Annotated in this window: 27 protein-coding genes and 1 tRNA gene; 13 read left to right on the top strand and 15 right to left on the bottom strand. The window is 33.2% G+C overall.

Annotated elements, in window-relative coordinates; translation table 11 throughout:
- The first annotated feature begins 33 nt into the window (after nt 1–33).
- Entirely contained in the window at nt 34–399 is a 366-nt protein-coding gene (locus tag LOS89_RS09515) for a four helix bundle protein (RefSeq protein WP_231835031.1), read from the top strand.
- 55 nt (nt 400–454) lie between these two features.
- Here LOS89_RS09515 and LOS89_RS09510 read toward each other — a convergent pair whose 3' ends face one another.
- Complete coding sequence (locus LOS89_RS09510; RefSeq protein WP_231835030.1) at nt 455–1,696, bottom strand: ABC transporter permease; 1,242 nt, start codon at nt 1,694–1,696, stop codon at nt 455–457.
- Nucleotides 1,697–1,990: 294 nt separating this feature from the next.
- On the opposite strand from LOS89_RS09510, the gene hisS reads away from it, so the two are divergent.
- Entirely contained in the window at nt 1,991–3,424 is a 1,434-nt protein-coding gene (gene hisS / locus LOS89_RS09505; protein ID WP_231835029.1) for a histidine--tRNA ligase, read from the top strand.
- Between the two features lie 8 nt (nt 3,425–3,432).
- Nucleotides 3,433–3,780 (top strand): hypothetical protein, encoded by a 348-nt coding sequence (locus LOS89_RS09500; RefSeq protein ID WP_231835028.1) that lies wholly within the window; start codon nt 3,433–3,435, stop codon nt 3,778–3,780.
- A 2-nt stretch (nt 3,781–3,782) separates the two neighbouring features.
- Here LOS89_RS09500 and LOS89_RS09495 read toward each other — a convergent pair whose 3' ends face one another.
- The 3 genes from LOS89_RS09495 to LOS89_RS09485 all read right to left on the bottom strand — a co-directional run bounded on the left by LOS89_RS09495 (nt 3,783) and on the right by LOS89_RS09485 (nt 7,330).
- Entirely contained in the window at nt 3,783–4,730 is a 948-nt protein-coding gene (locus tag LOS89_RS09495) for a tRNA dihydrouridine synthase (RefSeq protein ID WP_231835027.1), read from the bottom strand.
- 18 nt (nt 4,731–4,748) lie between these two features.
- Nucleotides 4,749–5,426 carry a carboxylesterase family protein gene (locus LOS89_RS09490; RefSeq protein WP_231835026.1) on the bottom strand — a complete coding sequence of 226 codons (678 nt, stop codon included), beginning with the start codon at nt 5,424–5,426 and terminating at the stop codon, nt 4,749–4,751.
- Between the two features lie 401 nt (nt 5,427–5,827).
- Complete coding sequence (locus LOS89_RS09485; RefSeq protein ID WP_231835025.1) at nt 5,828–7,330, bottom strand: glucose/sorbosone family PQQ-dependent dehydrogenase; 1,503 nt, start codon at nt 7,328–7,330, stop codon at nt 5,828–5,830.
- 63 nt (nt 7,331–7,393) lie between these two features.
- Between LOS89_RS09485 and LOS89_RS09480 the strand changes: the two genes are divergently transcribed.
- Nucleotides 7,394–8,778, top strand: a protein-coding gene (locus tag LOS89_RS09480) for an IS3 family transposase (RefSeq protein ID WP_370515718.1) whose coding sequence is annotated in 2 segments (ribosomal slippage) — nt 7,394–7,709 and nt 7,709–8,778 — 1,386 coding nt in all. Because the reading frame shifts where the segments join, the coding sequence is not laid out codon by codon here.
- 12 nt (nt 8,779–8,790) lie between these two features.
- On the opposite strand, the gene LOS89_RS09475 is transcribed toward LOS89_RS09480, so the two are convergent.
- Nucleotides 8,791–9,351 (bottom strand): hypothetical protein, encoded by a 561-nt coding sequence (locus LOS89_RS09475; protein WP_231835024.1) that lies wholly within the window; start codon nt 9,349–9,351, stop codon nt 8,791–8,793.
- A 356-nt stretch (nt 9,352–9,707) separates the two neighbouring features.
- Nucleotides 9,708–9,781 (bottom strand) — tRNA-Met (locus tag LOS89_RS09470).
- 153 nt (nt 9,782–9,934) lie between these two features.
- Here LOS89_RS09470 and LOS89_RS09465 point away from each other — a divergent pair.
- Nucleotides 9,935–10,327, top strand: a complete 393-nt coding sequence (locus tag LOS89_RS09465) for an START-like domain-containing protein (protein ID WP_231835023.1) — start codon at nt 9,935–9,937, stop codon at nt 10,325–10,327.
- Nucleotides 10,328–10,380: 53 nt separating this feature from the next.
- Nucleotides 10,381–11,220, top strand: a complete 840-nt coding sequence (locus LOS89_RS09460; RefSeq protein WP_231835022.1) for an aminotransferase class IV — start codon at nt 10,381–10,383, stop codon at nt 11,218–11,220.
- Here the strand turns inward: LOS89_RS09460 and LOS89_RS09455 are convergent.
- The 5 genes from LOS89_RS09455 to LOS89_RS09435 all read right to left on the bottom strand — a co-directional run bounded on the left by LOS89_RS09455 (nt 11,213) and on the right by LOS89_RS09435 (nt 15,761).
- Nucleotides 11,213–11,773 carry a YqgE/AlgH family protein gene (locus tag LOS89_RS09455; RefSeq protein ID WP_231835021.1) on the bottom strand — a complete coding sequence of 187 codons (561 nt, stop codon included), beginning with the start codon at nt 11,771–11,773 and terminating at the stop codon, nt 11,213–11,215. The genes LOS89_RS09460 and LOS89_RS09455 overlap by 8 nt on opposite strands.
- Nucleotides 11,774–11,897: 124 nt before the next feature.
- Nucleotides 11,898–12,173 (bottom strand): HU family DNA-binding protein, encoded by a 276-nt coding sequence (locus LOS89_RS09450; protein WP_008256752.1) that lies wholly within the window; start codon nt 12,171–12,173, stop codon nt 11,898–11,900.
- 176 nt (nt 12,174–12,349) lie between these two features.
- On the bottom strand, nt 12,350–13,297 hold the full coding sequence (gene fmt / locus LOS89_RS09445) for a methionyl-tRNA formyltransferase (protein WP_231835020.1): 948 nt from the start codon (nt 13,295–13,297) through the stop codon (nt 12,350–12,352).
- Nucleotides 13,297–15,183 carry a RecQ family ATP-dependent DNA helicase gene (locus LOS89_RS09440; protein WP_231835019.1) on the bottom strand — a complete coding sequence of 629 codons (1,887 nt, stop codon included), beginning with the start codon at nt 15,181–15,183 and terminating at the stop codon, nt 13,297–13,299. The genes fmt and LOS89_RS09440 overlap by 1 nt, the downstream gene beginning before the upstream one ends.
- Nucleotides 15,184–15,221: 38 nt before the next feature.
- Entirely contained in the window at nt 15,222–15,761 is a 540-nt protein-coding gene (locus LOS89_RS09435; protein WP_231835018.1) for an AAA family ATPase, read from the bottom strand.
- 126 nt (nt 15,762–15,887) lie between these two features.
- On the opposite strand from LOS89_RS09435, the gene LOS89_RS09430 reads away from it, so the two are divergent.
- The 6 genes from LOS89_RS09430 to LOS89_RS09405 all read left to right on the top strand — a co-directional run bounded on the left by LOS89_RS09430 (nt 15,888) and on the right by LOS89_RS09405 (nt 19,499).
- Nucleotides 15,888–16,172, top strand: a complete 285-nt coding sequence (locus LOS89_RS09430; protein ID WP_231835017.1) for a DUF493 family protein — start codon at nt 15,888–15,890, stop codon at nt 16,170–16,172.
- A 5-nt stretch (nt 16,173–16,177) separates the two neighbouring features.
- Nucleotides 16,178–16,879 carry a DUF4290 domain-containing protein gene (locus LOS89_RS09425; protein WP_231835016.1) on the top strand — a complete coding sequence of 234 codons (702 nt, stop codon included), beginning with the start codon at nt 16,178–16,180 and terminating at the stop codon, nt 16,877–16,879.
- Nucleotides 16,880–16,887: 8 nt separating this feature from the next.
- Nucleotides 16,888–18,198, top strand: a complete 1,311-nt coding sequence (gene murA / locus LOS89_RS09420; protein ID WP_231835015.1) for a UDP-N-acetylglucosamine 1-carboxyvinyltransferase — start codon at nt 16,888–16,890, stop codon at nt 18,196–18,198.
- A gap of 84 nt (nt 18,199–18,282) precedes the next feature.
- A complete protein-coding gene (locus LOS89_RS09415) occupies nt 18,283–19,050 on the top strand; it encodes a sulfite exporter TauE/SafE family protein (protein ID WP_231835014.1) in 768 nt (255 codons plus the stop codon).
- A 69-nt stretch (nt 19,051–19,119) separates the two neighbouring features.
- Nucleotides 19,120–19,305, top strand: a complete 186-nt coding sequence (locus LOS89_RS09410; protein ID WP_073584122.1) for a hypothetical protein — start codon at nt 19,120–19,122, stop codon at nt 19,303–19,305.
- Entirely contained in the window at nt 19,305–19,499 is a 195-nt protein-coding gene (locus LOS89_RS09405; protein ID WP_231835013.1) for a type II toxin-antitoxin system YafQ family toxin, read from the top strand. Before LOS89_RS09410 ends, LOS89_RS09405 begins: the two co-directional genes overlap by 1 nt.
- A 191-nt stretch (nt 19,500–19,690) precedes the next feature.
- Here the strand turns inward: LOS89_RS09405 and LOS89_RS09400 are convergent, their stop codons facing one another.
- The 4 genes from LOS89_RS09400 to LOS89_RS09385 form a co-directional block, all read right to left on the bottom strand.
- A complete protein-coding gene (locus tag LOS89_RS09400; RefSeq protein ID WP_231835012.1) occupies nt 19,691–19,975 on the bottom strand; it encodes a hypothetical protein in 285 nt (94 codons plus the stop codon).
- Nucleotides 19,976–20,990: 1,015 nt separating this feature from the next.
- Nucleotides 20,991–21,722: a T9SS type A sorting domain-containing protein gene (locus tag LOS89_RS09395; RefSeq protein WP_231835011.1), complete on the bottom strand. Its 732-nt coding sequence runs from the start codon at nt 21,720–21,722 to the stop codon at nt 20,991–20,993.
- 9 nt (nt 21,723–21,731) lie between these two features.
- Nucleotides 21,732–22,064: a hypothetical protein gene (locus LOS89_RS09390; protein ID WP_231835010.1), complete on the bottom strand. Its 333-nt coding sequence runs from the start codon at nt 22,062–22,064 to the stop codon at nt 21,732–21,734.
- A gap of 16 nt (nt 22,065–22,080) precedes the next feature.
- Nucleotides 22,081–24,861, bottom strand: a complete 2,781-nt coding sequence (locus tag LOS89_RS09385) for a beta strand repeat-containing protein (protein ID WP_231835009.1) — start codon at nt 24,859–24,861, stop codon at nt 22,081–22,083.
- A gap of 400 nt (nt 24,862–25,261) precedes the next feature.
- Here LOS89_RS09385 and LOS89_RS09380 point away from each other — a divergent pair, with 400 nt between their 5' ends.
- Nucleotides 25,262–26,488, top strand: coding sequence for a LuxR family transcriptional regulator (locus LOS89_RS09380; RefSeq protein WP_231835008.1), 1,227 nt, complete (start codon nt 25,262–25,264; stop codon nt 26,486–26,488).
- Nucleotides 26,489–26,593: the final 105 nt, after the last annotated feature.

Here is a 26,593-nt window from a genome sequence, read left to right as displayed (position 1 = left end):
TATATTTACGATAATTTACTTAAAAATAAAAATATGAGAATTGATATGAAAGCTAGGACAAAAAAGTTTACTATTGATTGTTCTAATTTATGTTCCAAGTTGCCACATTCAAGAGAATTTAATGCATACGTTAATCAACTTATTAGATCTTCAAGTTCGGTGGGAGCAAATTACAGAGCTTCGCAACGTGCAAAATCAACAGCAGACTTTATTAATAAATTAAAAATTGTAGAAGAAGAAGCTGATGAAAGTAATTTCTTTCTTGAAGTTATCCTAGAAATAAACAAAAATCAAGAATTACATTCAGAAATTGAGGTACTATTGAAAGAGGGGAATGAAATTTTAGCAATTATAGTGGCTTCAATAAAAACCTCAAGAAATAATCAAAATTCTAAATAATGAAATTAGCGATCAAATTTATCGTATTTCGTACTTTGTAATTCGTACCTTGAATTTACTCATATCGCAATGCTTCAACTGGATCTAATTTTGAAGCTTTTATTGCAGGAATTAATCCCGAAAGTATAGTTACGACAAATGTTACTACGAAAGCCCAAATTATTGCCATCCAAGGTGTTACAAACACAAAACCAATAGCTGAAGCAATTCCGAAACCAATTAGAATTCCTAAAATAATTCCAACAATTCCTCCAATTTGACCAATAATCAATGTTTCGGTGAAAAACTGCCAAGCAATTGTACTTCTTTTTGCACCAAGCGATTTTCGAACACCAATTTCTCGTGTTCTTTCAGTAACAGAAACTAACATGATATTCATCAAAGCAATTGAAGAACCAAAAATGGTAATGATACCAATTACCCAAGCCGAAATTCCTAAAACTGCTGTATTTGAAAGTAATGTTTGAATCAAATCGTCGCTTCTTTCAATTCCAAAATTGTCTTTAGAAACCGGACTTAATTTTCTAACTCTTCTCATTGTTATAATAGCGTCATCAACGGCTTCATCAAGTAAAGCTTCGTTATTTACCATTACATCTAAATCATAGTTGATATTTGGGGCCGAAAAAATAGAACGCGCTACTTGAATAGGAATTAACACGCGTAAATCTTGGCTGTTGCCAAAGGTTGAACCTTTTGGTTTTAAAACACCAATTACTTTGAATCTTGCACCGCGAATCGAAATAGTTTTGTCGATAGGATTGATATTTTCAAACAATCCTTTTTCAAAATCAGAACCTACAACACAAACATAATTGTTGTTTGAAATGTCAAAAGAATTGAAGTTTCTTCCTTTTACAACTTCTAAACCTTTATTTGGACAAAAGTTTTCATCTACACCTAAAATAGAAATTTCTGGATCGGTTTTCTTTTCTCCATGTTTAACTTCTATCGAAGAACCTGCAGTAAATGATAATGATGTGCTAGTAAAAGGAAAATTATATTTGTCTTGAAATGCTTTTGCTTCTGGGTAACTTATGATTGGATTTATTCTTTGTTGGGCATCATTTTGATTGATTTCAGAAGAAAAATCATACTGACTAATTGAAAAAGTATTCGCTCCCATAGAAGCAAAATCTTTTAAAATAGTATTTTGTAAAGCCGAAACTACCGTTAGAATTCCAACCAAAGCTGTAATTCCAATTGCAATAATCATAACGGTTAACGAAGTACGTAAAGCCTGACTTCTAATTGAGTCAAGCGCAATTTTTGTATTTTCCTTAAATAATCCTACCATGACTATAAGACTAAAAAGTTGTTTGAATGTTACAATTTTGTAGTGATTTTTTTAAACACATAGACACTTTAGATTTGGATTATGTATAGTTTTAGGTGTTTCACTTTACATAGTTCACAAAGTCTATGTGTTTTGATGTAAAATGGAATACCCTTTTAGTTTAAATTTAAACTATGTGTCTATGTGTTTAAAACCAAAAATAGATTTTTTATACTGCCGAATATGTTCGATATTTGCATTATAAAAAATCAGAATTGTCTTATTGACACATTTTCAAATTGACACATTAGTAAAATGGCACAAAAACCAAGTATACCAAAAGGAACTCGTGATTTTTCACCTGCAGAAGTTGCAAAACGTAATTATATCTTCAGTGCAATAAAAACCAATTTTGAAAAGTTTGGTTTTCAACCTATTGAAACGCCTTCGTTTGAAAATTCTGAAACCTTAATGGGTAAATATGGTGAAGAAGGTGATAGACTGATTTTTAAAATTTTGAATTCGGGTAATTATTTTTTCAATAAAAATAAAATTGAAATTCCTGCTTCAATTGAAGATTTGCAAATTAAATCTGCAGAAGATATTTCTAAAGAAGAACTTATTCAATTGAATCAATTTACTTCTAAAATCTCTGAAAAAGCATTACGTTACGATTTAACGGTTCCTTTTGCACGTTACGTGGTACAACACCAAAACGAAATTGAGTTTCCGTTCAAGCGTTATCAAATTCAACCTGTTTGGAGAGCAGATCGACCTCAAAAAGGACGTTTTAGAGAGTTTTATCAATGTGATGCCGATGTTGTTGGTTCTAATTCGCTTTGGCAAGAGGTAGAATTGGTACAATTATATGATGCTGTTTTTTCACAGTTAGGAGTTGATGGTGTTACAATTAAAATCAACAATCGTAAAATTTTATCTGGAATTGCTGAGGTTATTGGTGCTTCGGATAAATTAATCGACTTTACGGTAGCTTTAGATAAATTAGACAAAATAGGTGAGGATGGCGTGAAAAAAGAAATGTTAGAAAAAGGCATTTCAGAATCTGCTATCGAAAAAGTACAACCGTTGTTCAATTTCACAGGAACTATCAACGAGAAAATCGAGAAATTAGCCAATTTGTTAACCAATTCAGAAGAAGGAATGAAAGGTGTAAATGAATTACAATTTATTTGTGACAACGTTACGACTTTAGGTTTGCAAACAGCTTTCTTAGATTTAGATGTTACGTTAGCGCGTGGTTTAAATTATTACACAGGAGCAATTTTTGAAGTTGCTGCTCCAAAAGGTGTTGCAATGGGTTCTATTGGTGGCGGTGGTCGTTATGATGATTTAACTGGAATTTTCGGGTTGAAAAATATGTCTGGTGTTGGAATTTCATTTGGATTAGACAGAATTGCTTTAGTAATTGAAGAGTTAGGCTTGTTCCCAAATACAGTTACTGCAACATCAAAAGCATTGTTCTTTAACTTTGGCGATAAGGAAGCGTTGTATGCAATGCAAGCCATTACAAAATTACGTTCTGAAGGTTTGAAAGTAGAATTGTATCCCGATGCAGCTAAAATTGATAAACAATTCAAACATGCTGAAAGAAGAGGAATTCCATTTGCAATTTTAGTTAAAGAAGAGGAAATGAATAATAACTTATTTACAGTTAAAAATTTAGCTTCTGGCGAACAGCAAAAAGTCGATTACACAGCGTTAGTTACTTTGCTACATAACTTAATATAAGTTTTAATATGAATGTAGATGACGAAGCTAAAAAGGTAATTTGGTCGCTTCAAAACAACAAGCGTTCTGAAGCTGAGCGAAATGTATTTGCTCCAACAGGCAAAAAGCCAATGAATAAAAACGTTGTTTATATTCTTTCGGCTGTAGTTGTTACCTTTTTGTTGAGTTTTGCGTTGTCGTTATTTTCAAAAGAAACAACTCAATTTTGTTTTTTAATTGATAGTTATTGTTTCAATTCGTCAGAAAATCCAATCGCATATACCTTTTATATTTTCATGAATCTTTGGATTCTAATATTGGGAATTGGTGTTGCTTATTTGATTGGGAAAAAGTTAGGAGATAAGTTTAAAATATAGATTTATCCGTTTTTAAAAATCTCCTTCACAGCCGCCTCGTAATTTTTACTATTTCCAGCTTTTTTAATCTTTTTAAACGTTTTTTGTGGATTAGAAAACGACTGAGAAAAGTATTCCCAAAAGCCCAACATTTTCATTCGGATAGGAGTTGGACCTTGTAAATAAGCATCGTATTCTTGGTAAATGGTATCGTGAAAAGCTTCAAAAATTTCCAATTTATTTTTCGGATATTCAGTTGTATTGTTTTTAATCATACTTGGTAAAAACGGATCGGCAATTAAACCTCTTCCAATCATCCAATGATCAATCGAAGGGAAACGCTCTTGCATTTCTCTAAATTTAGCAACTGAAGTAATATCACCATTGTAATAGATTTTTTGTTTGGAAGTGTCTAAACATCTTTGAAACGAATCTAAATCAACTCCGCCTTTGTACAATTGTTTTCCAATTCGAGCATGAATGGCAATATTTTTAATTGGATATTGTTCTAAAATAGGGAAAACATCTAAAATTTCGGTTGGATTTTCATAACCCATTCGCATTTTCATAGAAACAACAATGTCTGTTTCATTATGAACACGTTTTAAAATGTGTTCAATTTGCGAAGTATTGCTAATTAATCCGGAACCCATTCCACATTTTGCAACCATTGGATAAGGACAACCTAAATTCCAATTCAATTCTTTATATCCTAAACTTTGAACAAATTTCACAACAAACAAAAACTCATCAGCATCGTTCGTTATAATTTGTGGAATTACTTCTAAAGTAGAGTTGTTTTCTGGTAAAATATCACGTTCGTAAGAACCTTTAATTACCAATTTACCATTAAGTTTTATATAGGGAGAATAAAAAGTGTCGATACCTCCAAAATACTTGTGAAATGCATTTCTAAATCGGAAGTCGGTAAAGCCTTGTAAAGGAGAAGATAGTAATGTGGGATTATTCATTTGGCAAAGATAAACGAATTACTCTCTTTTTTGTTCAAATAACCAATCGTACATAGCATCTTGATGAAAAACACTTTCAACACTTCCGTGGTTACCACCTTTTATAATGGTGAAAATTAGATTTGCTTTGGCATTACATTTTCTAATAGCATTCACCACTTTTTCTGATTCCGACATTGGAACTATAAAATCTTTATCGCCATGCTGAATCCAAAGTGGAATAGTAGCTAATTTGCAACCATCTTTAACATTTCCACCGCCACAAATAGCAACTGCTGCGGTGATTTTATCGGCGTATTTTCCGGCAAAGTGTAATGTACCATAACCGCCTAAACTCATGCCACAAACATAAATTCGCGATTCATCTACGTTGTAGTTTTTCTTTACGTATTCTAAAACTTCTAAAACTTTATCTGGATTCCAATTTCCTTTTGCTACTTGTGGTGCCACAACAATCGCTGGAATTTTTCTTCCTTTATCCATTGCTCGTAAAACACCATAACGTCTCACACGATTTAAATCAGTTCCAGAAAGACTTTTTCCGTGAAGGAAAATCAAAACGGGTTGTTTTTCAGTACTTTCTTTTTCAGGTACATTAATCCAAAATGGATATGTGGTTTTACCAGTTATGGTTTTTAATTGAGAAAAAGAGTTACTTACTATGAAAAATAATAAAAAAATAGGATAGAACTTCACGACTTTATGTTTAATACACAAAAATAGTTTTAAATTATAGTTTCTTAATGTTATTCGATTGTTTTTTTGCTACAATATTTAGATTTAGACGTTTTCATTTGAACAAAATGAATACCCATACTCAAATATTTAGTATTAACTAATTTGTATAATTTTCTTGTAAAATAATAAGTGAGTCGGTTTAACTTGATATGTGTAATCAATTTTACGATAATAAGTTTGTGTGAAAATTATTAGGAGTTAATTCCTTATGTTTTATTAAATGGAAACATTTTTCATATTAGGGATTCTTTATAAAACAACAACGACTTTTAGATGAATTCATTTAAAAGTCGTTGTTGTAGCAAATTTATTTAAATTTTAAAATGCAAAAATCAAAGTTTATAAGCATTTATTTCAAATTAAAAAACAAATTTTTTAGAGATTGTTTGATTGTCAATTGTTTGAATTTGAAGTAGTAATATTTGATTTTTGGCTTCTAAATTTTCAATAATATGTCTTCTTCCATCGGTTTCTTTGTTTGCATAGATTAATCTTCCTAACAGGTCATAAATTTGAACTTCTTTAATCTCTTTATTTGAGCTGATGTTTATTTTATTGTCGGATTTGTAAATTAAAGTATTATTTGAATTATATATTTCATAATCAGGATTTCCTAAAAAGGTTTCATGGGTAAAAATTAATATTGTGCCTGGATGTGTTACAGTTAAGGAACTAGAGCCAGAAGGTCCAGAAGTAGTTCCTCCACTATCTGTAATAACATAAATAATTTTTCCATTTGGATGTATTGCAATATCTCGATATCTATTTTGGGTATACAATAGTTCTTCTGTTTCACCTATAACAGAAAGACCATCGGGTGCTAAAATAGTTCGATATAATTTTCCTTTTTTTAGAGTAGTTGATAGTAAAGAGTTGTTCCATCCTGGGATAGGATTGCTATACCCTTCGTATAGAATCATACTTGAAGGGCCAATAGTTGGCCATGTTAGCCAACCACCAGTGAAATTAAAGCCGTTATCTATAGTATAAAGTGAAGTAATTGGAGGTATAAATGTTCCTGTCCAGCTTGATTCTTGAGTTGAAGTAGCTCCTGTTCCGCAATTATAATCACTAAAAGCTAAAGCGTTACAATTTGAAGCGGAAGACCAATTGCAATACTCATAGTTTTTATTGTCTTGATAACCGCTAATATGAGGCCAACCATAGTTTCCTCCACTTTGAATAATATTGATTTCATCATCCGATTTTGGACCATGTTCATTTGCATACAATATTCCATTTGTTCCAAAAACAATTCCTTGACTATTTCGATGTCCATAACTATAAATGTGACTTCTCACACTATTTAAAACAGGATTATCAGAAGGAATACTACCATCAAGATTGATTCTTAAAATTTTACCTTCATAGGTGGAGTAATTCTGTGAGTCAATTTCAAATTGAGTTGGTAAAATTTGAGATTTTATAGGATTACACTTATTTCCAAATTGATTTGCTCCTTGATCTCCAATGGTGTAATAAATTTTAGAATCTGGGCCAATTTGCATTCTGCCTGAATTATGATCATTACTACCTGATAAACCTACAATTAAATCTGTCGGAGCACTTAATGTGCCATCATTTCCTAAAATAGAATAGGAGTAACGTACAATTTTAGTTCTTCGATTGCTATCTGATGTCCCATAGGTATAGGAAATATAGACGTAATCGTTTCCAGTGCCTTGAAGAAATTGAGGATGTAAAGCCATTCCCATTAATCCATCTTGTCCGCCATTTTGGTAAACTAAACTACTTATGTCTATTAATAAATCGACATTTCCTGAAACAGGATCCACTCTTTTTATTTTTTTTCCAACTCTTTCTGTTAGCCATAAATAACCATCTGTGTAAATCGTCAGCAAAAAGTGGACTGATTTAGTTCAAAACTAAGAGAGTGTTTTCAAAATCCTTAAATTTGAATTATTATGAAAACACCCAAGAAAAAAACAGCAGAGAATTTCATCAAAGACATTCGTAGAAACACACGAAGAATCTTTAGTTCTGAACAAAAAATTCAGATTGTTATGGAAGCTTTACGAGCAGAAATGTCAGTTGCAGAATTGTGTCGTAAGTATTCCATTAATGAATCTCAGTTTTATAAGTGGAACAAAGAATTTTTGGAAGCAGGTAAAAAGCGTTTAGCAGGCGATGTAACAAGAGAAGCTACGAGTGATGAAGTATCAGAGCTCAAGAAAGAAAATCAGTCTTTAAAAGTAATGATTGCCGATTTAGTTTTACGCTACGATATTGTAAAAAAAAGCTTGGACATGCTGGATTAACTGAAAAGTTTAAGAAATATATGCGACTTACAGTATCCGAAAAACAAGAAATCATTCACATGGTTACTCGTTCAGAAATTGGCGTAAATCGAACACTTCGGGAGATTGGAATCAATAAAAGTACGTTTTACAATTGGTATCATGCTTACAGCGAAAATGGTGTTGAAGGATTGCTTCCAACCAAAAGAGCAGCAAACAGGCAATGGAATAGCATTCCACAAGAGCAGAAGAATTTGGTTGTAAAATTAGCTTTAGATTATCCTGATTTGTCTTCTCGAGAATTAGCCTATAAAATCACTGATGAACAACAGATATTCCTATCAGAATCAAGTGTTTATCGGATTTTAAAGTCAAGAGGTTTAATTACAGCTCCAGCTCATATTTTTCTGAGTGCAGGTAATGAATTTACAGACAAAACAGGCTTTGTTCATCAAATGTGGCAAACGGATTTTACCTATTTTAAAATATTGGGTTGGGGTTGGTATTACTTGAGTACGGTTTTAGATGATTACAGCCGATACATTGTGCATTGGGAACTTTGCTCAAGCATGAAAGCCGATGATGTAAAAAGAACTGTGGATACTGCCATTAAAAAAGCAAAATTGGTAACTAAACAAAAACCAAAACTCTTGTCAGACAATGGTTCGTGCTATATTGCAAGCGAATTAAAAACGTATTTAAAAGACAATTATCAAATGCAACAAGTACATGGCAGACCCAATCATCCACAAACACAAGGAAAAATTGAACGCTATCACAGAACTATGAAAAACGTGGTAAAACTTGATAATTACTTTGCTCCCGAAGAATTAGAAGCTGCTTTAGAAAAGTTTGTTTATCGCTATAACAATGAACGCTATCATGAATCATTAAACAACTTAACCCCAGCAGATGTCTATTTTGGAAGAGGTGAAATGATTTTAAAAGAACGTGAACGATTAAAGAAAATGGCTATTATTGGCCGAAGAAATGAGTACCAAAAATTAAAATTAACAACAAATCAAAAAAAACATTTATCTTTGAATTATTAACTAAATACTCTCTTAGGAAAAGTCCACTTTAGTTTGAAGACGTACAATTTTTATCTGTGAATTTCCGTTAGGTACACTAAAGTTATATAAAGAACCAACGCTTATTCCTGTAGTAACACTGTGAATGAATGTAAGATTGTCGCTACTCGATTGTCCGTCAAATAGTTTTATTTGTGTTGGATAAGTAACGCCATTGTCGTAAGAAATATCTAAATATAAATCATCATCCACATCTACTGATCCATCTGATGTAAAGGCTATATTGACTTTTATATTAGTATATCCAACGATTGATACATTATCAAAGAGAACAAAAGGGTCGTTTGAACCATTTGCTGCACTTCCTCCAATTCTATAGCTATTTGGAGCTGAAACATAGAATGGGGCAACTGTCGAATTAATATTTGCGGTACCAGTATTTAATGTTGTGCTATATCCCCAAGTATCAATAGGGCTAGAGTCGAATCCTTGATGTTTCAAAGTAATTTGAGCATTCAATGAAATTGCTACAAACATGTTTATAACAATTACGAATAAAGAAAGGATTTTTTTGAAGGTAGTTTTTATATTCATAATGTTTAGCATTAAGATTATTAGTGCTAAAATATTATTAAAAATTCAAAAAAATCAATAAATATTTGATAATTAGATGAAATGATATAAAAACAAGACGAAATGCGTTAATAATATATTTTTAATGTTAATTATCACATATTTAATTAATTAAGAAAGTTTTTTTTATAAATGTGTGTTTTATAAATATGTTAAAAAATTGAATATTATTTAATTTGTCGGTAAAAAGTGCTTTTCGTAGAATAAATTAATATGTACTTTGGTAGTAGATTACTTGAAAATTTATGATTACATATTTTATAATAGCTGTTAAATAAAAATCCCTAAACAATTGCTGTTTAGGGATTTACTTTTCGTAGCGAGAGGCAGGGTCGAACTGCCGACCTCAGGGGTATGAATCCTGCGCTCTAACCAACTGAGCTACCTCGCCATTCTTTAGTCGTGCATCCTTGTTGAATGCGGGTGCAAATATAAAACTATTTATGTTCTTTGCAAATATAATTTCGAAAAAAAATAATTAAATTCTTTTTTTGTATATTCAATTAATTCTATATATATTTCCGACTTTAAAAAACAAACTATAATGAGTGTTAAAGTAAAATACGAGTTAGAATTCCCCATTCAATCTTCGCCACAATTATTATATCAATATATTTCAACACCTTCTGGACTTTCAGAATGGTTTGCAGATAACGTAAATTCAAGAGGAGAATTATTTACTTTTATTTGGGATGACTCTGAAGAAAAAGCTAAGTTAGCTTCAAAAAAGTCGGGAGAAAGAATTAAATTTAGATGGCTTGATGAAGATAATAGCGAAACAGATTATTTTTTTGAGATGAAAATTTTAGAAGATGAAATTACAAAAGACGTTTCAATAGTAATTTCTGATTTTGCACACGAAGATGAATTAGATGAATCGAAATTATTGTGGGAAAATCAAATTTCCGATTTAAAACATGTTTTAGGTTCAGTTTAAAAACTCAATTATAAAAGTTATATTTGTCCCGATTTTTAAATCGGGATTTTTTTATGGTAAATTTTAACGGGAATATTCAGGAAAATTGTGCAATAACTATCGATTCTAACAGAGGATTTTTATTTGGAGATAGTGTTTTTGAAACGATAAAAGTGTTAGATAATAAAGTGCTTTTTCTTGAAGATCATTATTTTAGATTGATGGCATCTATGCGTATTTGTCGTATGGAAATCCCAATGAATCTTACCATGGAATATTTCGAAACTCAAATTATTAATTTGATTCAAGCGCTTCCAATTTCAAAATCTTTTCGTGTTCGTTTTTCGGTTTATAGAAATACAGAAGGATTTTATTTGCCAAAATCGAGAGAAGTGCAATTTATAGTTACGGCTACAGCGCTTGAAAACGATTTGTATAAATTTGATGAGCGTAATTATGAAGTAGAATTATACAAAGATTTTCATGTTTCTAAACAATTACTTTCTTCATTAAAAACAAACAACAAAATGCTTCAAGTTATGGGAAGTATTTTTGCTAATGAAAATGGTTATGATAATTGTTTAGTTGTTAATGAAGATAAGAATGTAGTGGAAGCATTACAGAGTAATCTGTTTATGAAAACAGGAAATGTTGTTGTTACGCCTCCAGTTTCTGATGGGTGTTTAAATGGTGTTATGCGAAAACAAATTCTTGAAATTTTAAAAAAAATAGAAGGAATTGAAGTGAAAGAAACTTCTATTTCACCATTCGATTTGCAAAAAGCAGATGAGTTGTTTTTAACGAATGTAATTTCGGGAATACAACCCATAACAAAATACCGAAAAAAAGAATATATTTCGGAATTTGCTAATGAAGTTGTAAAACGTTTAAATGCTAAAATAAGACTTAATTAAGCATAGGGTTTTCGGGTGCGTTTGAAAACAAAACATATTCGCCACCTTGCTCAATAATTTTTTCTTTCCAAAATAAGTTACTTGCTTTTGAAAGCAACTTGTTTTTCAAAGTGTTTTCGGCTACAATCCAAGAGTTCTCTTGCATTTCCATTTCCAGTTGATTGAAACTCCAACCGCTGTAGCCTAAAAAGAAACGAATGTGATTTTTGGTTATTTTTCCTTCGTTTATTAATTGTTTGGTGGTTTCAAAATCGCCTCCCCAATAAATTCCATTCGAAATTTCAATGCTATTAGGAATGATGTCTGGAATGTTGTGTATGAAATACAAATTGTCTTGTTCAACGGGTCCGCCGTTGTATATTTTAAACGATGCGTCTATTTCTGGAATAAGATCATTAATGCTATAAGTCAACGGTTTGTTTAAGATAAAACCAATCGAGCCTTCGTCATTATGCTCTGCTAGTAACACCACAGAGCGATTAAAAGAAACATCGCCTAAAATCGAAGGTTCTGCAATGAGCAAGTGACCTTTTTTTGGTAAAGTTGATATCATAATTTCTGTAGTTTATTAACTAAAGTTATCAAAAAAAAATCACAAAATCAAAAAAATATCGATGAATTGTAAAAAAAGAGTCCCGATTTGCATCGGGACTCTAATATTTTGAAATAATAAACTATTATTTGTTTACTGCACCTTCTAATTCAGCACCAGCTTTGAATTTTACTACGTTTTTAGCAGCAATTTTGATAGTTTTACCAGTTTGTGGGTTTCTTCCGTCTCTTGCAGCTCTTTTAGATACTGACCAAGAACCAAAACCTACTAAAGATACTCTTCCACCTTTGTTTAAAGTTCCTTCAACATTGCTTAAAAATGATTCTAAAGCTAATTTAGCAGCTGCTTTTGTAATTCCAGCAGAAGCTGCCATTGCGTCGATTAATTCTGATTTGTTCATGATTAAAGTTATTTATAATTGGTTAAACTTAATTATTTATCACAAATTTAGCGGTATTGTTGAACTGTGCAAGTATTCGTGTTATTTTTCGACTAAAATGTTGATAAATCAGGCTAAATGTTAATAACATTGTTTGTTTTTTTGGATTTTGCTCTTAAATATAGTGTTTTCAAGGCTTAGAGCGCCATCGCATTTTCTGAAAAAGAAATACCATTCAATAATTCATGTGCTAACATTCTTTTCTTTCCTGGAAATTGTAAACTCATCACTTTTAGTATTCCATCTTTTGTGTTTATGAAAATCTCTTTTTTAGTTGTAGTAATTTTTCCTATACTATCATTATGGTCTTTCTTTTCAAAACTTGCAGAATAGATTTTTACATTCCATTCTTGATCGCCATCTTTAATAAATGTCCAAGCTGCTGGATAAGGAGAAAGTCCTCTAATTAAATTGAAAATGGTTTGTCCGTCTTGTGTCCAATCTATTTTGCAATTTTCTTTATTTAGTTTATAAGCCGTTTTTACATCTGGATTGTTATCTTGAATAGTAGTCGACACATTTCCAGATTCAATTAGCCTAAGTGTGTTCAAAACAGTATTGCTTCCTAAATGCATCAATCGGTCGTGCAATTCGCCAGCAGTTTCATTTGCGCCAATTTCTGTTGCCTCGCTCAAAATCATGGCTCCAGTGTCTATTTTATCATCAATAAAGAATGAAGTTACACCTGTTTTAGTTTCTCCATTTATTATTGCCCAGTTAATAGGAGCAGCACCACGATATTCAGGTAGCAAAGATGCATGTAAATTAAAAGTACCCAGTTTTGGCATTTTCCAAACTACTTCAGGTAACATTCTAAAAGCAACTACAACTTGTAAATTAGCGTTTAGGCTTTTTAATTCGGCTAAAAATTCTTCCGATTTTAAATTAGTAGGTTGTAATAAATGTAAGTTTTTTTCAAGCGCATATTCTTTAACTGCACTCATGCTTACTTTTTGTCCTCGTCCGGCTGGTTTATCTGGAGCAGTAATTACGCCTACAATTTCATAGTTATTTTGATAAATGGTATCCAAAATCCCAACAGCAAAATCTGGGGTTCCCATGAATACAATTCTAAGTTTTTCCATTATATAAGGTAATATTGATTATTTGAATTGAGTGAAATAGTATTGTTTTCTAATAACAATTGAATTGCAAAGATAGTGGCTTCTGCAGAAATGTGTAATTGGTTTTCTATTTCTCTTGAAGTCAGAGGCTCTTTTTTTAGTAATTGAATAACTGCCTGAGTTATTTCGTTAGGATTGGCTTTTTTTTTAGCAAAACAATACGAACAAATGCCACAATCATTTTCGGTTATCTCATCAAAATAAGCAAGTAACATTTTGTTTTTACAAGTAGTTTCGTTGGTAATATAATTAACAACACTCTGAAATTGTTCTTGTTTTAATTTGTTTTGATGTTCTAAAAATTTAGCAACACGATTAATTGTTAAATCGTCTTCTCTTGCTTCATTGAAAGTAATGGAGCTATCGTTGTTTTTAGCATGAAGAATAATACATTGACTTTGCGCTAGTTTATCAATTACTTCTTCAACGTTTGTCTCTGTAGTATGAGCTTTTTTAGCTACTAAATGCGGATTGATGGTGGTTTCTACATCAAAAATCCCTGAATAAGTTCTTAAAATGGTCGTAATTACAGGTTCATCATGCGGATGTAAACTGATATAACGAATTACTTCTTTACTTGGAATAATGAATTGTAAACTAATCTTTTCTGTTGATTCACTTTGGAAAGTGATAATACCTTGTCTGTCTAAAAATTGCAAACTATTGTAAGCTTTTATAACAGGAAAATGATAATGCGCACAAAACTGATTCAAATTGAAGGCAAAACTTTCATTATAACCTTCGCCATACGCAATTTGAAAGTAATTGTTTAGTTTGATATAAACTTCTTTTACAAACTGCTTATCTGGTAAAACATCTATAAATTGGGACTTTGTATAAGCAATATCTGATGAATTGGTGATTACAATTCCAAAAGCTTTTTCTCCATTTCGTCCTGCTCTTCCAGCTTCTTGATAATAATTTTCTAAATTTTCAGGTAATTGAATATGAATAACCGTTTTTACATCGGGTTTGTCAATCCCCATTCCAAAAGCATTGGTAGCAACAATAATTTGCGATTTGTTTTCCAACCACGATTGCATGTTTTTTTCTTTTTCTTTGGCAGGTAATCCACCATGATAAAAAGTACATGTAAATCCTAATTGATTTAATTGTTGCGAAGTTTCAATACACGATTTTCGATTACGAACATAAATAATAGAAGGCTGCGGATTTTTGGTCAAAATCTGTTGCATCTTAAAAAGCTTATCTTCTGTTTTTATAACATGATAAGCCAAGTTTTCTCTCGTAAACGATTTTGAGAATATTTGAGGAGTTTCAAGTGCTAAATTCGAACAAATATCTTCTTGAACTCTTTTGTTTGCAGTTGCGGTTAAAGCTAAAAAAGGAGTAGAAGGGAAGTGCGTTTTTAACGCTGAAATTTTTAAATATGCGGGTCTAAAATCATGCCCCCATTGGCTAACACAATGTGCTTCATCAATAGCAATAAGATTAACAGGTAATTGTTTTAATCGTTCAACAATCCAGTCGTGTTGCAAACGTTCTGGAGAAAGATATAAGAACTTATAATTTCCAAATTGGCAATTGTCTAAAATGTCAATTACGTCATCTTGCGAAATGCCACCTGTTAATGCAATTGCTTTGATGTTTTTGCTTTGCAGGTTTTGAACCTGATCTTTCATTAAAGCGATTAAAGGTGAAATTACAATACAAATTCCGTTTAAAATTAAAGCAGGAACCTGAAAACAAACCGATTTTCCTCCGCCAGTAGGTAATAATGCAAATGTGTCATTTCCATTTAATACCGACTGAATGATTTCTTCTTGAGGTTCTCTAAAGCTCTCGTGTTTCCAATATTTTTGAAGAATTTGTAAGGCTTCAGACATGTTAATGGGCTTTTAGTAATACTAAATTACGAAAAAAATTATTTAACAAGATGTTTCATAATAAAATCCACACGATTTTCAACCGTATCTTTTGGAACTTCAGTTATCGAATAGCCGTATTTTTTGTAAGTTTCCATTAAATGTTCGTGAATTAAAACGGCTTGCTCGTAGTTTTCATAACGTTCGGCATCACTAACATAAATTTCTTTCCAAGGCGGTAAAACAAAAATAGAAGTGTATTTATGGTCATGACACGCTTTGTCAAAAAAAGCCGGATACGAATCGCCAATGTAATGCATATACGCCAAAACATCTGGAATACCTCTGTCTAAAAATACAATATCAGAAGTTTCTTTTAATGCTTCATTAAATTGCTTTTTTCTTCCTTCTAAAAGTAATTCGCTGAATAAAAGCGGTTTCTCAAGGAATAGTTGTTCTATACCTTGTTCTTGAGCTTCACGGATTACTTCACGTGAAATTTCAGGATAACAAGTGTGTCCTTTACCTTTTAAAGCGTCTATTAAAGTGGTTTTCCCAGAACTAGGTCCGCCAATTAAAACAACAATTTCTTTATGCATATCTTAAAAAACTAGTGCGCAAAAGTAAGTTTTTTTAAAAATCTAATCAACTTAAAAATTTATAACTTACTACATTACAATTCTGAACATAAAAAAGTATATTTGCTTTTCCAATACGAAATGCAGATGGATAAGAAAACAGAAGAATTTTACATTAGATTAAAAGAAGAATTAACAAATTCAACACTTTGGCCTTCAGAGTATTTGTATAAATTTATTGTGCCTTCAGATGCAGGTAAAATAGCACAAGTAGAAGCGGCATTCAACGATATGGGAGCTGTTATTACTACACAACAATCTAAAACAGGCAAATTTACTAGTATTTCGGTGAGTGTAAACATGAAGGATCCGCAGACTGTTATTGACAAATACATTGAAGTTTCGGATATCGAAGGCATCATTTCATTATAAAAAACATGCAAGAAGAAGTAAGCTACTTAGAATATAATTCAGAACGACCTCATTTAATTATTCCAGAATACGGAAGACATTTACAAAAGTTAATTGATCAGGCCTCTGAAATTGAAGATAGAGAAGAACGTAATAAAGCGGCTAGATATATTATTTCGGTAATGGGATCATTGAATCCACATTTACGTGATGTTCTTGATTTTCAACACAAACTTTGGGATCAATTGTTTATCATGTCCGATTTTAAATTGGATGTCGATTCGCCTTATCCAATTCCATCTAAAGACATTTTAACACAAAAACCCGAACGTTTAAAATATCCGCAAAACTTTCCTAAATATCGTTTTTACGGAAACAACATCAAATACATGATTGATGTTGCAAACAGCTGGGAAGAAAGTGAATTAAAAAATGCTTTGGTACTAGTTATTGCCAATCACATGAAAAAATGTTACTTGAGTTGGAATAAAGACACAGTAGCAGATGAAGTGATTTTTGAGCATTTATTAGAACTTTCTGGAGGAAAATTAAATCTTTCTAAATCAAACGAAGAGCTTTCTAATACACATGATTTAATGAAGGTGAATAAGAAAGTGTCAAATAAAACGCAATTTGGTTCTGGTAAAACAGGTAATGTTAAGAAAAACACCAACAACAAGAACCATATGAATAAGAACAATCAAAATAAAAATACATTTAAAAAATAAGCAGTTTCATGGGAACATTTAAAATTGAAGGAGGAAAACCATTAAAAGGTGATATTACACCTCAAGGAGCAAAAAATGAAGCTTTACAAGTTTTGTGTCCGGTTTTATTAACTTCTGAAAAAGTTAGAATTACAAATATTCCAGATATTATTGATGTAAATAAATTAATTACACTTTTAGGAAACTTAGGAGTTAAAATCCAAAAAAATGGTCCTGGCGATTATACTTTTCAAGCTGATGAAGTAAATGTAAATTATCTTAAAACAGAAGCTTTCAAAAAAGAAGGTGGAAGTTTAAGAGGTTCTATTATGATTGTTGGGCCTTTATTAGCACGTTTTGGTTGTGGATATATTCCAAAGCCAGGTGGTGATAAAATTGGTCGTCGTCGTTTGGATACACACTTTGAAGGGTTTATCAATCTAGGCGCAAAATTCCGTTACGAAAGAGAAGATCACTTCTACGGAGTAGAAATCGATGGAAGATTACAAGGTTCTTACATGTTATTAGATGAAGCATCTGTAACAGGAACTGCAAATATTGTGATGGCTGCTGTTTTAGCTGAAGGAACAACAACAATTTACAACGCTGCTTGTGAGCCTTACTTGCAACAGTTATGTAAAATGTTGAATTCTATGGGAGCGAAAATCACAGGTGTTGGTTCTAACTTAATTACTATTGAAGGTGTAGAGAGTTTAGGTGGATGTGAGCATAGAATTTTACCTGATATGATTGAAATCGGATCTTGGATTGGTCTTGCAGCTATGACAAGAAGCGAAATCACAATCAAAAATGTAAGTTGGGATAACTTAGGTCAAATTCCAAATGTATTTAGAAAATTAGGGATTACTTTAGAAAGAAAAGGAGACGATATTTATATTCCAGCTCATAAAGATGGATATGAAATCAAAACAGATATCGACGGTTCTATCTTAACCGTTTCAGATGCCCCATGGCCAGGTTTTACACCAGATTTATTGAGTATCGTTTTAGTAGTTTGTACACAAGCGAAAGGTGATGTTTTAATTCACCAAAAAATGTTTGAAAGCCGTTTGTTCTTCGTAGATAAATTAATTGATATGGGAGCAAAAATTATGTTGTGTGATCCTCACAGAGCTGTCGTTATGGGACATAATTTCCAATCGCAATTAAAAGCAACCACAATGAGTTCACCAGATATTAGAGCCGGAATCTCCTTATTAATCGCCGCTTTAACAGCAAAAGGAACGTCAACCATCCAAAATATCGAACAAATCGACAGAGGTTACGAGCGCATTGACGAAAGACTTCGCGCTATCGGAGCTAATATCGTAAGAGTATAGTTTAGTGCTCAGTGTTCAGTAATAAGTTGGCAGTTAGCAAATCCTATTACTGAACACTAAAAACTGAACACTGATTACTACAAAATGGAAACCTACATCATCATTTTTCTTTGCATTGCTTCCTTCTTAGCGGGTTTTATTGATGCTATTGTGGGTGGCGGTGGCTTAATTCAAACTCCAGCAGCTTTGGTTTTATTGCCTAACTTGCCAGTTGCTTCTATCATTGGGACATTAAAAATTCCAGGCTTCAGTGGAACGAGTATGGCAACCTATCACTATTTGAAATCGGCAAAAGTGAATTGGAAGTTGTTTTTTGTATTAGCAATTGTTTCTTTCACATTTGCTTATTTAGGTTCGAGTTTACTCAACGTAATGCAAAACGATTTCATGAAACCCTTACTGTTTGTAGTTTTGATTTTGCTATTGCTTTATACATATTTTAAAAAAGATTTCGGACAATTTCAAATCAATAAACTTACTCAAAAGCAAACCTATATTTACGGAAGTATAATTTCGATTTTTTTAGGTTTTTATGATGGATTCATAGGTCCAGGAACTGGAAGTTTACTAATTATGGCTTTTATTGCAATTCTTGGCTTCGATTTTTTAAAGGCGAATATCTATGCGAAATTAGTCAATTTGGCTACCAACATTGGTTCCATAACTTTATTTGTGTTAAAAGGAAAAATCATTTGGACAATTGCTATTCCAATGGCAATTTGCAACGTTACAGGTTCTTGGTTAGGAGCCAGATTAGCCATTTCAAAAGGCAACGGATTTATTCGAATCTTCTTTTTAATTGTAGTAGGATTGGCGTTGCTTCGTTTTGGATATGATGTATTTTTGAAATAATTTATCATTTAATAAAGAATTAATTTAACTAGCACGATTTTTGTATATTTGTATTTAAATAATATAATCATGGCAGAAATAACATTAAAATTCGATGCAAGAAACCCAATTGCAAAAAAAACGATAGATTATGTTCTTTCACTTGGAGTTTTTAAAAAAGTTTCAGGCTTAGATCAAGCGCTTGAAGATGAAAAGAAAGGTAAAGTAAAAAAATATAAAAATAGCGAAGATTTGTTCAAAAAAGTATTGGGTTAATGTACACAATAACTACAACCAACAAATTTGACAAAAGTTTAAAACTTTGTAAAAAGAGAAATTATGATTTGTCTATGTTACAAGTAGTAATTGATTTACTTCAAAAAGAAGGTAAGCTACCACAAAAATACAAACCACACAAATTATCAGGAAATTACAAGGATTGTTGGGGATGTCACATAAAGCCAGATTAGCTTTTAGTTTGGAAACAAAACGATACTGAACTCATACTACTTCTTTTAGATACAGGTACGCATAGCGATTTGTTTTAGTTTTTTCACATATTCTGATGCTTCGTTTTGGATATGATGTGTTCTTGAAATAAAAAAGCACTCCTTTAATTGAAGTGCTTCTTGTAAGTATTTTTTCAAATTTTATATCAAAATTACCCTTGATATAAACCATCGATCTGATTTTTAAATTTCTCAACAACCAATCGTCTTTTTAATTTTAAAGTTTGGGTTAAAAAAACATTTTCTACAGTAAAAGGAGTGTCAAAGAAAATAAATTTCTTTGGTATTTCATAACCTCCATATTTCTCTTTCAGACTTTTTATAATCTCAATGGCTACAAACTCTTGTACAATAGGGGAATGAATTAACATGTCAAACTCTGTTTTTACGTCAAGTATTTCAGCCGTTTTTTGTATAATGGCTTTGTCAGGTACCACAATACAAATGTTTTAAGGCTTTCCTTCTCCATAAATCATAGCAGATTCTATATAGGGTAATAAATGACAAATGGTTTACAAGTGGGTGATCATACGAATTTAAAAAATGTGAACAGCTTTACTAAAAATGTATACGACTTTGGATATTATTCTGGACTATCGTTCAATATTTTTAATCTCAAATAAATTTCAATTACATACAAAATAGATATCCAAAATTTACGTCTCAAAACAAATTGGACTTTTGCTTAGAAAGTATTTCGTTATTTATTCAAAGTTTAAAGAGGGTATTTGATGTGGTATAATGTATTTTGATGTAAAATTAACTCAAAAACAGAACTTAATGTCTTAATTATCAAATATGATAATAGATAATATAGAAGGTTTATAGAAATTACATTAAGTATTTACTGCCTATCATCGTATTCAAATTTCAATCACTATGTGAATAGTAAGGCATATACGTTTAATACAATACCAACCAAGGCAAAAGCCATAAGCATTACCACCGCAAAACTATATTTTATTTTATTTTCCATATTAAATCTAAGTTTTTAATCTAAATAACACAACATTGGCTTTTGTTAAAACAATAATTGAAGAAAGTCAAAATTACTTTTTTAACTAAAAAAACGAAAAACAAAGGGGGGACAAATAGGGGACAAAAAAAACAACATATTGATTACTAGTTGATTATTGGAGTAAGGTGAATCTTTCTAGTTATAAAAAAAAACTAGCGTCATCTAAAAGATCAATCCTTAGAAAAGAATAGATTTTAAAACTTCATAGTCAACACAATTAGAAGAACAATAAAACAAAAAAGAAAAGGCAAGCGTAAAAGCAGTATAATTGTAACTGCCTTTACGATGTCACAAAGAAAAACTAAAAAAAACGGTAATAAGATTACTTAATTAAAGTAATACTTATGAGAAGTTTACTCATCGTCAATGACAACGGATAAATCATTCTATTTAAAAAACACATTCAAATTCTAATTTTAAAATAGTTTATTGAATTATTCTTTCACTATTTTTGAAACAATTGTATCTCCAAAAACATTCGTAGCCTTCAATATATATACTCCAGAAGCATATTGTGAAAGATCAAAAAAAGCGGCACCAGCTTGTACGTTTTTTTGTAAAACCATTTTCCCCATTAAATCATATACTTCTAGCTGTACTTCTTCTTGAATTTGTAGTTGAAAAATACCAGATGAAGGATTAGGATATACTTTTACATTCTCAAAATTGAATGCAAAATCATTCGAACTTAAAATGGAACAAGTACTGCCAGTTACCACACTTGAGCCAGACAACCAGTTCGACACTGTTCCGTTCAAGGCAAAATTAGTTAACGTTGCAGTGTATGCCGTTGAAGAACTATCCGCTAAAGTAGTCAGAGCTGTGTTATCCGCACTATCAATGCCTTGGTTAAATTGGTAATAAGCAACCAAACCGGTTTGAGAAGTCGGATTACTTAATTCACAATTCATATAATGCTGTATTTCTGCTGCTGTACGAGACACATTCCAAACACGCACTTCGTCTACCGCTGCATTTAAATACCTACCAATATTACTCCAAGAGCCAATCATTAGATTTTGGTTTGTACTACTAAAATAAATATTGGCACTTACTTGAGAAGCTACTAACACCCCATCTACATAAATTTTCATGGTCGTCCCATCATAAGTTGCCGCAATATGATGCCACACTCCTATAGTTACCGCATAGCTAGGGGAAGACAATTCATTCCATCAACCATTACCTAAATTAAAATTCACAATACCAGACGATCCGGCACGCAACATGTAACCATAATCAGGACTATTTTGTTCTTTATTAATAATACTTCCGTCATTAAAAGAACCTGCAAAAGATTTGAACTTAACTCTGGCTTCTAATGTGATGGCATTTCCTGAAATTTGCACCGCAGGAGCGTTACCACAGTTCACATAATCGTTAATACCGTCAAAATCCAAATGCGTTGCCGGCACAGCATTGACAGTTTTATTTTCCAAAATAGTCTGAGCATTCGATACTAATCCTGCCAAAGTAAAAGGCAACACAAAAAGGTACTTTTTTAACATGATAAAATTTAATTATTTAATTAGAAGCATTTTTTTCAAGTTTAGCGATACGTTTTTCCAGTTCCAGCAACATCGCTTTCAGTTGATCGTTTTCGGCTTGTTTTTGCTCTAACTTTTCATTGAGCTCCTGTACCGCTTTAACCAACGGTACCACAAACTGACTGTAACGCAAACCGTAATAATCTTTTTCGTTTTTAGGCGCATCTACTCCGTTAAACTCATAACCCAATTCTTTGGAGGCTTGTTCTACTTCCTGTGCCATGAAACCGGATTCCAGCGTTTTGGTATAGGTTGGTTTATACGCATCGCCACTTGCTATAGCCACGTTGGCAACACTATCCCCGCTTTCTTTCCCACGACCTGCATTTAAATACGCATTCATCGCCTCGTGGTTCACGTAATACGTTACCGGACGCAGTTTCTTGATAAAGTCGATTCCCGGTACTTTTTTGGTATTCTCGATTTTAAAGCGGGCATCGGATAAGGTTGTCCAACTCACTTGTCCGCCAATGCTGGTTACGGCATAGTTACCTAAGCGTACTTGATTGCTTGCTAAAATTACAGTTGAATATCCAAGAGCGGTTGAGTTCGAATAAGCTGTTACATTTTGAAAAGCAGCTGCTCCAACAGCAGTATTCTCTGAACCAGTAGCATTTTCTCGAAGTGCTGCATTACCTAAAGCGGTATTACGAACACCTGTAGTATTGTACATCGAACTTCCTGCTCCAATAGCAGTATTATAACTTCCAGTACTTGATCTCAGACTATAATAACCGAAAGCCGCAACCCCATTACCTGCAACATTTGAAACCAATGCATCAACACCAAGCGAAACATTATAAAATCCCAAACTTCCAGCCCTTACATTATTGCGCTTAAAGATTACATCGGCATTATTGGTGGAACCCATAAAATCAGTAGTAGCATTTACGGTGTTGCCTGCCAAAGCCCAGTTATTTCCTGTGGTACTGCCACCTATGCTTATCCAACTCGTGGTAGGGTTGTTCCAATAATAGAAACCAGGTTGATTTGCACCCACCGCTGTCGTTAAAAAAACCTGCATACCGTGTTGGGCTACCGTAGGGTTGGTAGCTGGGAATGCACTTACTCTCGGAATCAATAAGCCCTCAGTGTTCGTAGGAGCCGCAGGGTTAACAGCTTTTACCTCTAAAGCAGCATTGGGTGCTGTCGTGCCGATACCTACATTGGCGGAAGCTGTTGCTCCATTTACGCCATTGATACTTCCCAAAACCAAACTGTTGGAGGTGGTTGCTGAGGCGTTGGCCCCTATTGCGGTGGTGTTCGTTAACACGTTCGTAGCACTCCCCGTTTGGGTGTTGTACCCGATACCGGTGTTTTGAGAACCTGTGGTGTTAGAAGACAATGAAAGATACCCAGAAGCTGTGTTATCAGTACCTGTGGTATTTGATGACAATGAAGCAACTCCAGTAGCAGTGTTTCGAGAACCTGTGGAAGCAGGATTCAAAGCATCAACCCCAAAGGAAGTATTTTCTATACCGATACGTCCGGCTCTCACATTATTCCGTTTAAAAATCACATCGGCATCGTTGGTCGAGCCCATGAAATCGGTGGTAGCATTTACGGTATTGCCCGCTAACGCCCAATTGTTGCCTGAGGCACTACCGCCGATACCTACCCAACTGGTGGTAGGATCATCCCAATAATAAAAACCGGGCTGCTGGGTACCCACGGCTGTGGTTAAAAAAACTTGCATACCGTGCTGAGCAGCCGTTGGGTTGGTGGCTGGAAAAACACTTACTCTCGGTATTAACAAACCCTCTGTGTTGGCAGGAGCGGCAGGGTTAACAGCTTTTACCTCTAAAATCGCATTAGGTGCTGTGGTGCCAATACCTACATTCGTACTTGCCGTTGCGCCGTTGTCACCATTAATACTACCTAAAACCAGACTATTGGAAGTCGTTGCAGAGGCATTGGCCCCTATGGCTGTAGCGTTCGTTAAGGAATTCCCTATAGCGGTATTGTTACCAAAGCCAGCATTGTTTGAACCATTAATGTGATTGCGCAAAGCTTCGAAACCCACTGCCAAATTTCTGCTTCCATTTGTGTTGGAAAATAAAGCTCTTCTTCCAATACCTATATTATCATATGCTGCAAGATTACTAAATAATGCATCATTCCCAAAGGCAGTATTGCCATTTCCGAGCGTATTACTGAATAATGCTCCCGAACCCAAAGCGAGATTATCACTTCCTGTTAAGTTCGCTTTCAATGCATCGTTCCCTACAGCTACATTATAATTTCCCGACGTATTGCTTAACAAGCTTTGATGACCAATTGCAGTATTAATAGCGCCCGTTGTAGCGGGATTCAATGCGCTTTTACCAAACGAAGTATTGGTGTCTCCTAAGCGTCCCGCACGAATGTTATTGCGTTTAAAAATCACATCCGCATTGTTGGTCGAACCCATGAAATCCGTGGTGGCGTTTACGGTGTTACCGTTCAATTGCCACGCTTTTACATCTTTTCCTAAACCAATCCAGGTGGCAGTAGGATTGTCCCAATAATAAAACCCCGGTGCGTTGCTTCCTGAAGTGGTGGTTAGGTACAACAACATCCCTTGTTGGGCAGCGGTTGGGTTGGTGGCCGGGAAAACATCGATTTTGGGGATTAATAATCCATCCGTATTTGATGGGGCAGTGGCACTGGTGGCGCGAATGTCTAATTGCGCATTCGGGGCGGTGGTGTTAATTCCCACTTGTGCAAAAACTGTTGTTCCAAATAAAACACTGGCTGCTAAAAATAATTTTTTCTTCACTTTATGTTGTTTAAGAGTTGGTCCTAATTTATTTTGTAGGTGAATAATTTAAGCTTTCACCAAATTTGTAATTGCTTTTAAAGTCGACACTTTTATGGGGGCAAAAAGGGGACAAATCAAAACATACTACTATTCTTTTTTTTCTTAATTTATCGTTCGGACAATTTTATACTGGTTTGCTTTATAACATATCCCTACTTTATAAAAGCACGTTACTTTTTGCCTTTAAAAAAAATTGGTCAATATATTCTACCAACTGATCAATTATGTAGAAATAACTCCCACAAAAAAAATAACTGAATCCTATTTTTCCTATTTTTGTGCGGGTAGTTAACGGGTAGTTTTATAGACTACTCTTTAGTATGGTCATTAATATCATTAAAAATCAAACAGTTACAAATTGAAAGATTCAATACGCTTAAACTTTAAAAAAACTCTTTTGTACTGGATACTGTGTCTTCCTTCGCTTCTTTTTGCACAAGCTGTTGATTCAAAAAAGCTAAGTCGCGAGATTATGGAACTCAATAATCAGGCAAAATATGATGAGTCTATCGTTACATTAGAAGAAATTATTGCAGATAATTCCAGCACCTCTTTAGACAAGTATTACGCCTATCTGAATAAAGCGCTCACCTACAAACGGCTTTTCAACTATCCGGAAGTTCTAACCAATCTGGATTTGGCCTTAAAGGAAGGCGTCAAAACCGATAAAAAGAAGATTGTAACAACTCAAATACAGATTGAAAAAATGTTTATTCAATTTGATTTGCAGAAAATTGAAGAAACTCAAAGATTATTTAACCAGATAGACCCTAACAATTTAGTACTGATTGACGCTACCACAAGAGCCTTTTACCTGAACGTTAAATCAGTTTTACAACAAAAAGATAAAGATTATGCTGGTGCAAAAAAGACTCTAGACGAGGGAATTGCCCTCCTAAAAAAGGAAAATCCGGAGCATTTACCGGGCGTGTACTGCAAAATTATCAATTTGGCCGGGCACACCCACGATGAAAACATGGCTAAAACCGCTTTTGAACAGGGAATGTACTATGTTGAAAAATATAAAATACCGGTTTACAAAATTCGGCTTATGTACGATTTAAGTCATTTTTATGTAGCTCAGGGCGACTATAAAAAAGCGTACCATTTGGAACTCGAAGCTAATGAAATTTCAGGGAAATACAATGCCCCATTTGAAAGCGGTAAACTAAATCTTCTGGAGAAAGAGCTCATCAATAAAAGGCGGAATTTGGAGCTTCGCAACGAGAAAAACATACGCCTTTTTTTATTGACTATTTCGGTTGTTCTACTGGCTTTAATTGTTGTTTTATTTCTACTGTTCAGAGCAAACAAACAAAAGCGCATGCTCATAGAACGAGACAACACGCGAATGCGTAAGGAACTGGAAAAACTTTCTCAAGAGATTCTCGAAAAAGAAAACGCTAATGAAAATTTAAAAAAATACAATCTTTCCGAAAGGCAATTGGAAATTATAGAATTAGTAAAACAAGGAAAAACCAATAAAGAAATTGCTGTTCTACTTTTCATTTCGGAAAACACGGTAAAATACCATCTGAAAAACATTTATACCACCCTAAAAATCGAAAATCGTTTTGATTTATAAGAGTGCGAGTTAGTCGTATAAGATGTTTAAGGAAGATAAATCATCCAAATAATGCTTCTAAAGTACTAGACTAAAAAGCAAAACATTTCATTCAACCAAGCCATG

This window comes from Flavobacterium channae, assembly GCF_021172165.1.
In the GTDB taxonomy this organism is placed as follows: Bacteria; Bacteroidota; Bacteroidia; order Flavobacteriales; family Flavobacteriaceae; genus Flavobacterium; species Flavobacterium channae.
This window is presented reverse-complemented; position numbering and strand designations above follow the sequence as displayed.

Coding starts and splice junctions, on each gene's coding strand:
- LOS89_RS09515 (WP_231835031.1), top strand. CDS start 34: ATGAGAATTGATATGAAAGCTAGGACAAAAAAGTTTACTATTGATTGT.
- LOS89_RS09510 (WP_231835030.1), bottom strand. CDS start 1,696: ATGGTAGGATTATTTAAGGAAAATACAAAAATTGCGCTTGACTCAATT.
- hisS (WP_231835029.1), top strand. CDS start 1,991: ATGGCACAAAAACCAAGTATACCAAAAGGAACTCGTGATTTTTCACCT.
- LOS89_RS09500 (WP_231835028.1), top strand. CDS start 3,433: ATGAATGTAGATGACGAAGCTAAAAAGGTAATTTGGTCGCTTCAAAAC.
- LOS89_RS09495 (WP_231835027.1), bottom strand. CDS start 4,730: ATGAATAATCCCACATTACTATCTTCTCCTTTACAAGGCTTTACCGAC.
- LOS89_RS09475 (WP_231835024.1), bottom strand. CDS start 9,351: ATGAATATAAAAACTACCTTCAAAAAAATCCTTTCTTTATTCGTAATT.
- LOS89_RS09465 (WP_231835023.1), top strand. CDS start 9,935: ATGAGTGTTAAAGTAAAATACGAGTTAGAATTCCCCATTCAATCTTCG.
- LOS89_RS09460 (WP_231835022.1), top strand. CDS start 10,381: ATGGTAAATTTTAACGGGAATATTCAGGAAAATTGTGCAATAACTATC.
- LOS89_RS09455 (WP_231835021.1), bottom strand. CDS start 11,773: ATGATATCAACTTTACCAAAAAAAGGTCACTTGCTCATTGCAGAACCT.
- LOS89_RS09450 (WP_008256752.1), bottom strand. CDS start 12,173: ATGAACAAATCAGAATTAATCGACGCAATGGCAGCTTCTGCTGGAATT.
- fmt (WP_231835020.1), bottom strand. CDS start 13,297: ATGGAAAAACTTAGAATTGTATTCATGGGAACCCCAGATTTTGCTGTT.
- LOS89_RS09440 (WP_231835019.1), bottom strand. CDS start 15,183: ATGTCTGAAGCCTTACAAATTCTTCAAAAATATTGGAAACACGAGAGC.
- LOS89_RS09435 (WP_231835018.1), bottom strand. CDS start 15,761: ATGCATAAAGAAATTGTTGTTTTAATTGGCGGACCTAGTTCTGGGAAA.
- LOS89_RS09430 (WP_231835017.1), top strand. CDS start 15,888: ATGGATAAGAAAACAGAAGAATTTTACATTAGATTAAAAGAAGAATTA.
- LOS89_RS09425 (WP_231835016.1), top strand. CDS start 16,178: ATGCAAGAAGAAGTAAGCTACTTAGAATATAATTCAGAACGACCTCAT.
- murA (WP_231835015.1), top strand. CDS start 16,888: ATGGGAACATTTAAAATTGAAGGAGGAAAACCATTAAAAGGTGATATT.
- LOS89_RS09415 (WP_231835014.1), top strand. CDS start 18,283: ATGGAAACCTACATCATCATTTTTCTTTGCATTGCTTCCTTCTTAGCG.
- LOS89_RS09410 (WP_073584122.1), top strand. CDS start 19,120: ATGGCAGAAATAACATTAAAATTCGATGCAAGAAACCCAATTGCAAAA.
- LOS89_RS09405 (WP_231835013.1), top strand. CDS start 19,305: ATGTACACAATAACTACAACCAACAAATTTGACAAAAGTTTAAAACTT.
- LOS89_RS09390 (WP_231835010.1), bottom strand. CDS start 22,064: ATGTTAAAAAAGTACCTTTTTGTGTTGCCTTTTACTTTGGCAGGATTA.